The organism is uncultured Sphingomonas sp. (genome assembly GCF_937859915.1).
Classification (GTDB): Bacteria; Pseudomonadota; Alphaproteobacteria; order Sphingomonadales; family Sphingomonadaceae; genus Solisphingomonas.
This window is the reverse complement of sequence record NZ_CALMAW010000019.1, coordinates 23,199-31,653: the sequence shown is the minus strand read 5'-3', so window position 1 is coordinate 31,653 and position 8,455 is coordinate 23,199. Positions and strand designations below refer to the sequence as shown.

The window sequence follows — 8,455 nt, the reverse complement described above, 5'->3', positions numbered from 1 at the left end:
CGCTGGGCGAGGCGGCAGCGGCGATCGCCCGCGGCGAGCCGGCTGCGGCGGCGCTGGCGATGGCGACGACGCGGCTGGCGGAGGCGGGCTTCACCGACATCGACTATGTCACGCTACGCGACGCCGAGACGCTCACGCCGATCGATACGGTCGGCGACACACCCGCGCGGCTGCTGGCGGCGGCACGCATGGGTCCGGCACGGCTCATCGACAATCTGCCGATCGAGGCGAAGCCGGCGGGCTGAGGGCGTATTGTGGCGGAGACGGGATGCCGTCGCCCCTTCGTGCAAGGGAGGGGGGCGACCGCAGGCTGGCGAAGGGGTGAGAGGCCGCAACGTCGGGTCGCCGCCTTCACCGCTTCGTCGGCGCTCCGCGGTGCGCGCCCTGCGAGGGAAGCCGGCTGCCCCGCCCGTTAACCATTTATTTTCACCTATGCTGCGAAACCCCGACCACATTAGGGGAAAGATGCACGCCATGGGAAATAGCCTCAAGTCCGCCAGCTTCCTGATCGAAAGCCGCCTCGCCGCGGCTGCGCTCGACAATCCGGATACGCTGTACGATCTCGGCATCGCCTTTTCGACCGGCTCGCGCGGCGTCGACGTCGATCTGATCGCGGCGCATAAATGGTTCAACCTTGCCGCCGTCGCCGGCTCGCGCGAGGCGCAGGAACTGCGCGCCGAAGTCGCCGACGAGATGACCGCGCGCGAGATTGTCGAAGCGCAGAAACAGGCCCGCGCCTGGCTAGCGGTTCATCAGCGCCGCGCAGCCTAATCGACCGACAGCTGCTCGCGCTCGCGAACCGCGGCGGCGACTAGCCCTCCTTCTTGAACGGCGCCATCTGGTCGAGCATCTCGATCTCGTGCGCCACCGCATGCCGCTCGCGCTCAAGGAAATCGGCCACCGCGCGCCGGAATCCGGGATGCGGAATATAATGCGCCGAATAGGTCGGCACCGGCCGATAGCCCCGTGCGAGCTTGTGCTCGCCCTGTGCGCCGGCCTCGACGCGCTTGAGCCCGCGCGCGATCGCGGCATCGATCGCCTGATAATAGCAGAGCTCGAAATGGAGGAAGGGAATTTCCTCCGTGCAACCCCAATAGCGGCCGTACAGCGTGTCGCCGCCGATCAGATTGAGCGCGCCCGCGACCGGGCGCCCGTCGCGATAGGCGAGCATCAGCAGCACATGATCCGGCATCCGCGCGCTCAGCATCGGGAAGAAGGCGCGGGTGAGATAGGGGCGGCCCCATTTGCGACTGCCGGTGTCTTGGTAGAAGCGCCAAAACGCATCCCATTCCGCCTCGCCGATCTCCGCACCGCTTAGCGTGCGAACCTCGACGTCGGCCAGCGCCCCCTCGCGCTCCTTGCGGATTGCTTTGCGCTTGCGCGACGACAGCGCGGCGAGAAAATCGTCGAAGGTGCCATATCCCTCATTATGCCAATGGAATTGAGAGCCGGTGCGGATCAGCCAGTCCGCCGCCTCGAACAGCGGCAGCTGGTCGGGCGTGACGAAGGTGGCGTGCGCCGAGGAGAGGTCGTGTTCGGCGACCATCGCCTCGGTTGCCGCGATCAGCGTCGGCGCGACGGCCGGGTCTCGCAGCAGCAGCCGCGGGCCAGGCACGGGCGTGAACGGCACCGCGATCTGCAGCTTGGGATAATAGGCGCCGCCGGCCTGCTGCCATGCGTCCGCCCAGCCCTGATCGAAGACATACTCGCCCTGACTGTGGCTCTTGGCATAGGCGGGGACGATGCCGGCCGGCCGGCCGTCAGGACCGTCGACGACGATCGGCACCGCCTGCCACCCCGCGCGTCCGACGGCGCTGCCCGAATCCTCGAGCGCGGACAGGAAGGCGTGGCTGAGGAAGGGATTGTCGACCCCCGCGCAGGCGTCCCAATCCTCGGGCGCGATCCCGCCGATCCCGCCGGCGACGCGCGCGATGGTCTCGCTCATGCGACGACCTCGAAGATCGGGCGATCGGCATAAGCGGCGACGGTCAGGCGATCCTGCGCCGTTCGCACGGTCCAGCTCAGCACGGGCAGGCCCGCCTTGCGCAGTGCGGTGGGGAGGGCGGAGGGCAGAGAGCGGACATCATAAGCGACGAAATCGGGCTTTGCGCGCCATACCGCAAGGCGTCGGGCGATCGCATCGTGAATAGCGCGTGTGCGCGGCTTGCGATCCTCGCTCAACACCAGCCCGCGCACGATGCGCGGCGCATGGGTCGCGAACCAGCGGCCGACCTCCGGGTTGAATCCCATGACCGCGGCCGGCCCCCGATAGCCTTCCAGGGCGCGGCGGACTGCGAGGCAGAGCGGCGCGGTCTCGGCCAACGTGTCGGTCTTGAGCTCGATCAGCAGCGGTACGCGCCCGGCGATCAGGCCGAGCAGGGCCGCGAGCGTCGGCACCTGTTCATCGCTGCCCGCGAACCGCCGCGCCACGATCGCGGAGGCGGAAAGCTCGGCGATCCGGCCCGGCTGCCCGGTCAGTCTCTCCAAATCGGCGTCATGGAAGACGATGACGGTGCCGTCGCGCGACAGGCGGACGTCGCATTCTATCGCGAACCCGCCGCCGATCGCGGCCGCGGCGGCCGCAAGGCTGTTTTCGGGGGCGCCCGGTCCCCACAGCCCGCGATGCGCGATGTCGTTGCCGCGCAGAAACGCAATGCGCGCCGGCTCGGGGGCCGGCGCCAGCCGCCGGTCAAGCCCGAGCGGCTGCAGGTCAGGCTGGCCGAAGCGCGACGATCGCATCCACCTCGACCGCGGCGCCGAGCGGCAGCACCGGCACGCCGACCGCGGACCGCGCATGCTTGCCGGCCTCGCCGAACAGCGCGACCATCAGCTCGGAGGCGCCGTTGGCGACCTTGGGCTGGTCGGTGAAGTCGGGGCCGCTCGCGATGAACGCACCGAGCTTGACGATCCGCTCGACGCGCTCGAGCGACCCGCCGAGCGCCGCCTTGATCTGCGCGACGAGCATCAGCGCGCAGCGAGCCGCCGCCTTCTGCCCGCGCTCGACGTCGCCGGGACCGTCGAGCCGGCCGGTCATCAGCTGACCCTCGGGGTCGAAGGGCAGCTGCCCCGAGACGTGAAGCAGCCCGCCTGCCTCGACGGCGGGGACATAGGCGGCGACGGGGGCGGCGGCCTTGGGAAGGGTGAGGCCGAGTTCGGCGAGCTTGGTTTCGATATCCATCGTGCCGCTATGCCGCGCTGGCCGCGTCGGTCAAGTCTCTGCGGGTCGGGACCGGCGCGGGCTGGCCGTCGGCGAACCGCGCCAGAATCCAGTCGGCGGCATGCGCCCAGTCGTCGATCCGGGCGTGCGCGGCGGGCGCCGGCGGCCGATGCTGTGCGACCAGCGGTTCTGCGACCATGTGCAGCCGCCAGACCTGCGGGTTGGCCTTGGCCACCGAGTCGAGCTGGAAGGTCAGGTCGTCGACGAACACCGCGACCGGCGGCCTGTGGGCTTCGAGGATCGCCCGCAAGGCATCGCCTTTGCCGCCCTGGTTGCAATAGACCTCGTGGCCGATGCCGTGGCGCGCGAGCTGGTCGATGCGCGGCTGGCGGCGATGGTCGGGCAGGTTGGTCAGCACGACGATGTCGGCATGCGCGGTGATCAGGTCGAGCGCCTCGATCATGCCCTTGACCGGGGTCTGGCGCTCCATCTCGGTGTCGAAGAAGCCGTCGAGATAGGGCCATACCTGCTCCGGCTCGACGGCCTCGCCGGTGTCGCGTCGGACCAGCGCCTGGCCCCAATTCTCCTCGGCGATGGCGAAGTCGATGCCGTGCGCCTCGTCAAGCCAGTCGCGGAAATGCGCGACCATGTGCAGCAGCACCTCGTCGCAATCGGTGATCAGCAGCGGGCGGGTCATGATTCGAGCTTTCTCTGGGCGGCGACCAGCGCCTCCGGGCGGACGTCGAGCGCCTCGGCGCAGGCGGTGAGATCGGGTTCGTGCTGGGCGAGGAAGCCGAGCACCGCGGCGAGCAGCGACGGATCGCCGGCGCGGGCGCGCAACTCGTCCGAGTCGAGCCCGGTCAGCGCGAGCAGCCGTTCGGCACGCGGCGCGTCCGACAGCGTCCACACCAGCGCGGAGAGCGCCAGCGTCGTGGCATCGGGAGTATTTGTGTCGCGCGCGCGCATCGCTTAGTCTTAGCCACCCTCTGGAAGGATTAGCGGCTTTGCCGGGCAAGGTGCTCGTTGTCGAGGACAACGAACTCAATCTCAAGCTGTTCTGCGACCTGCTCGAGGTGCACGACTATGAACCCACCCCCGTGCGCGACGGCGGCGAAGCGATCGCGACCGCGCGCGCGGTGATGCCCGATCTGATTATCATGGACATCCAGCTGCCGCATGTCAGCGGGCTCGAGCTGATCGCGGCCTTGAAGGGTGATGCGGAGCTCGCCGGCATCCCGATCCTTGCGGTGACGGCCTATGCCTCGCCGGCCGACGAGGCGGCGGCGCGCGCGGCGGGGGCGGCGGCCTATGTCTCGAAGCCGATCTCGCTGATGCGCTTCATCGAGGCGGTGGAGGGGCTGGCGCCGGCTGAATAGACCCGTCCGTGCTGAGCGGCCGATGCGACACGGAGACGAAGCGGACGTGTTACGGACGCCACATCCGTTCGCACTGAGCGCAGTCGACGTGCAGCCGCACGCGCATGGCCCTCGACCACGCTAAGACCGAACGGAACTCAGACGGTCGCTCTCCGTCCAAACGACAAAGGGCGCCGCATCGCTGCAGCGCCCCGTCACCGTAGCAATCCGCCGCACGCCTCAGGCATGCCGCGCATGGATCACTTGATCTTGGTTTCCTTGAACTCGACATGCTTGCGCACGACGGGATCATATTTCTGGAAGCTGAGCTTCTCGGTCTTGGTCCGCGGGTTCTTCTTGGTCACGTAGAAGAAGCCGGTGTCGGCGGTCGAGACGAGCTTGATCTTGACGGTAGTCGGCTTGGCCATGATGCCCTCTGAAGTCTGTCATGCGCTTCGCCGCCGAACAAGCCGGTCTCGCCGAATCGCCAAAAAAGCAAAAAGCGGCGCTGCCGCCGCTCGATCGGCCCGGCTCCTGCGGCAGGACGGCGCGCATGTCAAGTATCGCGGCCCCTTAACGCGACTGCAACCTGCCATCGCTACGCTCGCCCGACACGAGACGGAGAGTGCCATGAGCCGGTCGCCGAGCGATGGAATGATGCTGGTGCGCGGGGATTTGTGCGATCGGCTGGACGCGCTCGAACAGGCGCTCGCCGCGCGCGGATCGCTCGGCGTCGGCGCGCATGCCGATGCTATCGCGGCGCTCGCGGGCGACTATGGCCTGCAGTCGGTGCAGCGCCTGGCCGAAGGCCTGTCGGTCGCGCTCGGCGCCGGCGGGCGCGGCGCCGCAGTGGGGCCGTGGATCGAGCGGCTGCGCGATTCGATCGGCTGCGAGGCGCTCGACGAGCAGGCCGGCACGAGCTGGCTCGCCGCGGTGCTGGTCCGCCTCGCCGGATGACCCCTTTTCTGCGCGACGTCGACTGAGATGGACGCGCTCGTACCGGCCTTCGTCGTAGCCCTGCTCGCCGAACTCGGCGACCGTACGCAATTGCTCGCGATGCTGCTCGGCGACCGTTTCCGGCGCGCTGCCGCGGTGCTCGCCGGGATCGCGCTCGCCGCCTTGCTCAACATGGCGATCGCCGCGGCGGTCGGCGCCGAGGTCGCGCTCTATATCAACCACCGCGCGATCCAGCTGATGACCGGCGTCGGGCTGATCCTCGCTGCCTCGGGCGCCACCTTCCGCGTCAAACCCGCCGAATCGATCGACGGCTGGACGATCGGCGCCTTCGCCTCGTCGGCCGGCGCCTTCTTCATCCTCGCGCTCGGCGACAAGACGCAGTTCGTCACCGGCGCGATCGCGGCGGGCAGCGGCCATCCCTGGCTCGCGGCGGTGGGCGCCGCAGCCGGGGTCACCGTCGCCAATGCCCCCGCCGTGGTGCTCGGGGGGCGCTGGCCGGCGCTGGTGCCGCTGCGCGCGATCCGCATCGGCGCGGGCGTATTGCTCGCGCTCGCCGGTCTCTATCTCGCCGTGACGGCGCTGGGTCTCTCCTGAGCCGATCACAGCGATCGGCAAAATTCAGCTTCGCGCGCTCTTTTCGGCGAACCCTTGGCAGCGTAGCTCGTTATGGAGCCGAACCGAGATCACGACCAACAGGAGCTTCCTCATGGCCCAGCTGCCCGCCACCGCGCTCGACACGCCGACCGACCTGCCCAGCACCAACCTCGGCACCGCGGCGGACGCGCTCAACACCTCGCTCGCCGACCTCTATGCGCTGTATCTCAAGACCAAGAATTTCCACTGGCACATGTCGGGCCCGCATTTCCGCGACTATCATCTGATGCTCGACGATCAGGCCACGCAGATCCTGTCGATCACCGACGCGGTCGCGGAGCGGATTCGCAAGACCGGCAACACCACGCTGCGCTCGATCGGCGACATCGGTCGCCGCCAGACGATCGCCGACAACGACCAGGAATTCGTCGGGCCCGAGGCGATGCTCGCCGAGCTGCGCGACGACAATCTCGCCTTGATCCAGCAGTTCCGCGAGACCCGTGCCAAGGTCGAGGAGGCCGGCGACACGCCGACCTCGTCGCTGATCGACGAGTGGGTCGACCAAGCCGAGGAGCGCGCCTGGTTCCTGTTCGAGGCCGCCCGCAAGGGCTGAGGCGAAAGCCTGCGCGTCTGCCTGTTCCCCGGCGGAAGCCGGGGTCCAGTGCTTCAGACGCGGCGCTTGTAGCTCTGGGCCCCGGCTTTCGCCGGGGAACGGCAGGGGGCCACGGCGGGTTGTTCGCTAGTCCATCGGAAAGGCCCACCTTCGCCTCATGCGCGATTTCGCCAAGCTGCTCGACGGGCTCGTCTACACGCGGTCGCGCAATGCCAAGCTCAAGCTGATCGCGGACTATCTGCGCGGCACCCCCGACCCCGATCGCGGCTGGGCGATGGCGGCGATGACCGGGGCGATCGACATCAAGGCGGTCAAGTCGGCGGCGATCCACCAGATGGTCGCCGAGCGCGTCGACGCCGAGCTGTTCGCGATGAGCCGCGACTTCGTCGGCGATCTCGCCGAGACGGTCGCGCTGATCTGGCCCAAGCCGGAGCACGAGCCCGCCGACATCGACGACGGTACATTGACGATCTCCGCGGCGATCGCGCAACTCGACGCGCTGCCGCGCGGGCGGGTCGGGCCGGGGCTCGCCGCGATGCTCGACCATCTCGATTCGTCGGGACGCTACGCGCTGATCAAGCTCGCGACCGGCGCGCTCCGCGTCGGCGTTTCGGCCCGGCTGGCGAAGACCGCGTTGGCGCAGGCCTTCGGGCTCGACATCGACGAGGTCGAGGAGCTGTGGCACGGCCTGACACCGCCTTATGCGCCGCTGTTCGCCTGGGCCGAGGGCACGGGTGAACGCCCCGCCGCCGAGGACATCCCGGTGTTCCGCCCGTTCATGCTCGCACACCCGCTCGAAGAGACGGTGGTCGACCTCGCCGACTATGCCGCCGAGTGGAAATGGGACGGCATTCGCATCCAGTTGGTCGGCATCGGCGGCGAGACGCGGCTGTTCAGCCGGGCCGGCGACGACATCACCGGCAGCTTCCCGGATGTCGCCGCCGCCTTCACCGCGCAGGGCGTGCTCGACGGCGAGCTGCTGGTCCGCGGCGAGGGGCAGGGGCACTCCGAACATGGCGGCGAGACGGCGAGCTTCAACGCGCTGCAGCAGCGGCTGGGGCGAAAAGCGGTGACGGCCAAGATGCAGTCCGAATTCCCGGCGTTCGTGCGGCTCTACGACATATTGTTCGACGGCAGCGAGGATCTGCGCGCGCTGCCCTGGACCGAACGGCGCGCGCGGCTGGAGGCGTTCGTGGCCGATATGCCGGCGGATCGCTTCGACGTCTCGGCGATCATCGAGGCGGCGGATTTCGCGGCACTCGGCGAGATCCGCCTCGGCGCCCGCGACGCGGCGATCGAGGGCGTGATGCTCAAGCGCCGCGATTCGCCCTACATCGCCGGGCGGCGCACCGGCTATTGGTACAAGTGGAAGCGCGATCCGCTCGTCGCCGACTGCGTGATGATGTACGCGCAGCGCGGCCACGGGAAGCGGTCAAGCTTCTACTCCGATTACACCTTCGGCTGCTGGACCGCCCCGCCCGACGAGGGCGGCGAGCTGCTCCCCGTCGGCAAGGCCTATTCGGGCTTCACCGACGAGGAGCTGAAGGGCCTCGACCGCTTCGTCCGTAATGCGACCGTCCAGCGCTTCGGCCCGGTGCGCGAGGTCGAGAAGACGATGGTGCTCGAGGTCGCGTTCGATTCGATTCACGAATCGAAGCGGCACAAATCGGGCCTCGCGATGCGCTTCCCGCGGATCAGCCGCATCCGCACCGACAAGCCCGCGGCGGAAGCGGACCTGATCAACACCCTGCGGCGGATGATCGCTTAACCCTCCGTCAT

General features: G+C 68.8%; 13 protein-coding genes. 7 read left to right on the top strand and 6 right to left on the bottom strand.

Annotation, left to right across the window (positions count from 1 at the left end; translation table 11 throughout):
- The coding region (locus Q0326_RS02920; protein WP_298686910.1) for a pantoate--beta-alanine ligase at window positions 1-245 on the top strand (245 nt) is incomplete at its 5' end.
- Between the two features lie 229 nt (window positions 246-474).
- Window positions 475-771, top strand: a complete 297-nt coding sequence (locus Q0326_RS02915) for a hypothetical protein (protein ID WP_298686908.1) — start codon at window positions 475-477, stop codon at window positions 769-771.
- A 40-nt stretch (window positions 772-811) separates the two neighbouring features.
- Here Q0326_RS02915 and Q0326_RS02910 read toward each other — a convergent pair whose 3' ends face one another.
- The 5 genes from Q0326_RS02910 to Q0326_RS02890 are packed head-to-tail and all read right to left on the bottom strand — an operon-like array spanning window position 812 to window position 4,123.
- Window positions 812-1,945 carry a GNAT family N-acetyltransferase gene (locus Q0326_RS02910; RefSeq protein WP_298686906.1) on the bottom strand — a complete coding sequence of 378 codons (1,134 nt, stop codon included), beginning with the start codon at window positions 1,943-1,945 and terminating at the stop codon, window positions 812-814.
- The gene (locus Q0326_RS02905; RefSeq protein WP_298686904.1) at window positions 1,942-2,739 is read right to left on the bottom strand and encodes a glycerophosphodiester phosphodiesterase family protein; all 798 of its coding nucleotides are present in this window, start codon (window positions 2,737-2,739) and stop codon (window positions 1,942-1,944) included. The genes Q0326_RS02910 and Q0326_RS02905 overlap by 4 nt, the downstream gene beginning before the upstream one ends.
- Window positions 2,711-3,178 (bottom strand): RidA family protein, encoded by a 468-nt coding sequence (locus Q0326_RS02900; RefSeq protein ID WP_298686901.1) that lies wholly within the window; start codon window positions 3,176-3,178, stop codon window positions 2,711-2,713. Before Q0326_RS02900 ends, Q0326_RS02905 begins: the two co-directional genes overlap by 29 nt.
- Window positions 3,179-3,185: 7 nt before the next feature.
- Window positions 3,186-3,854 carry an HAD family hydrolase gene (locus Q0326_RS02895; protein ID WP_298686899.1) on the bottom strand — a complete coding sequence of 223 codons (669 nt, stop codon included), beginning with the start codon at window positions 3,852-3,854 and terminating at the stop codon, window positions 3,186-3,188.
- Window positions 3,851-4,123 (bottom strand): DUF3572 domain-containing protein, encoded by a 273-nt coding sequence (locus Q0326_RS02890; RefSeq protein ID WP_298686897.1) that lies wholly within the window; start codon window positions 4,121-4,123, stop codon window positions 3,851-3,853. The genes Q0326_RS02895 and Q0326_RS02890 overlap by 4 nt, the downstream gene beginning before the upstream one ends.
- 38 nt (window positions 4,124-4,161) lie before the next feature.
- Between Q0326_RS02890 and Q0326_RS02885 the strand changes: the two genes are divergently transcribed.
- Entirely contained in the window at window positions 4,162-4,533 is a 372-nt protein-coding gene (locus Q0326_RS02885; protein WP_298686895.1) for a response regulator, read from the top strand.
- A 239-nt stretch (window positions 4,534-4,772) separates the two neighbouring features.
- Here Q0326_RS02885 and rpmG read toward each other — a convergent pair whose 3' ends face one another.
- Entirely contained in the window at window positions 4,773-4,940 is a 168-nt protein-coding gene (gene rpmG, locus Q0326_RS02880) for a 50S ribosomal protein L33 (protein WP_298686893.1), read from the bottom strand.
- 202 nt (window positions 4,941-5,142) lie between these two features.
- On the opposite strand from rpmG, the gene Q0326_RS02875 reads away from it, so the two are divergent.
- From Q0326_RS02875 to Q0326_RS02860, 4 genes are all read left to right on the top strand, one after another.
- The gene (locus Q0326_RS02875; RefSeq protein WP_298686891.1) at window positions 5,143-5,469 is read left to right on the top strand and encodes a hypothetical protein; all 327 of its coding nucleotides are present in this window, start codon (window positions 5,143-5,145) and stop codon (window positions 5,467-5,469) included.
- 27 nt (window positions 5,470-5,496) lie between these two features.
- Window positions 5,497-6,063 carry a TMEM165/GDT1 family protein gene (locus Q0326_RS02870; protein ID WP_298686889.1) on the top strand — a complete coding sequence of 189 codons (567 nt, stop codon included), beginning with the start codon at window positions 5,497-5,499 and terminating at the stop codon, window positions 6,061-6,063.
- 112 nt (window positions 6,064-6,175) lie between these two features.
- A complete protein-coding gene (locus Q0326_RS02865; RefSeq protein ID WP_298686887.1) occupies window positions 6,176-6,676 on the top strand; it encodes a DNA starvation/stationary phase protection protein in 501 nt (166 codons plus the stop codon).
- A 157-nt stretch (window positions 6,677-6,833) separates the two neighbouring features.
- Entirely contained in the window at window positions 6,834-8,444 is a 1,611-nt protein-coding gene (locus tag Q0326_RS02860; RefSeq protein WP_298686885.1) for a cisplatin damage response ATP-dependent DNA ligase, read from the top strand.
- The last annotated feature ends 11 nt before the right edge of the window (window positions 8,445-8,455 follow it).

Bases quoted from the DNA above. Each gene is read 5' to 3' on its own strand.
- Q0326_RS02915 (WP_298686908.1), top strand. From the start codon at position 475: ATGGGAAATAGCCTCAAGTCCGCCAGCTTCCTGATCGAAAGCCGCCTC.
- Q0326_RS02910 (WP_298686906.1), bottom strand. From the start codon at position 1,945: ATGAGCGAGACCATCGCGCGCGTCGCCGGCGGGATCGGCGGGATCGCG.
- Q0326_RS02905 (WP_298686904.1), bottom strand. From the start codon at position 2,739: ATGCGATCGTCGCGCTTCGGCCAGCCTGACCTGCAGCCGCTCGGGCTT.
- Q0326_RS02900 (WP_298686901.1), bottom strand. From the start codon at position 3,178: ATGGATATCGAAACCAAGCTCGCCGAACTCGGCCTCACCCTTCCCAAG.
- Q0326_RS02895 (WP_298686899.1), bottom strand. From the start codon at position 3,854: ATGACCCGCCCGCTGCTGATCACCGATTGCGACGAGGTGCTGCTGCAC.
- Q0326_RS02890 (WP_298686897.1), bottom strand. From the start codon at position 4,123: ATGCGCGCGCGCGACACAAATACTCCCGATGCCACGACGCTGGCGCTC.
- rpmG (WP_298686893.1), bottom strand. From the start codon at position 4,940: ATGGCCAAGCCGACTACCGTCAAGATCAAGCTCGTCTCGACCGCCGAC.
- Q0326_RS02875 (WP_298686891.1), top strand. From the start codon at position 5,143: ATGAGCCGGTCGCCGAGCGATGGAATGATGCTGGTGCGCGGGGATTTG.
- Q0326_RS02870 (WP_298686889.1), top strand. From the start codon at position 5,497: ATGGACGCGCTCGTACCGGCCTTCGTCGTAGCCCTGCTCGCCGAACTC.
- Q0326_RS02865 (WP_298686887.1), top strand. From the start codon at position 6,176: ATGGCCCAGCTGCCCGCCACCGCGCTCGACACGCCGACCGACCTGCCC.
- Q0326_RS02860 (WP_298686885.1), top strand. From the start codon at position 6,834: ATGCGCGATTTCGCCAAGCTGCTCGACGGGCTCGTCTACACGCGGTCG.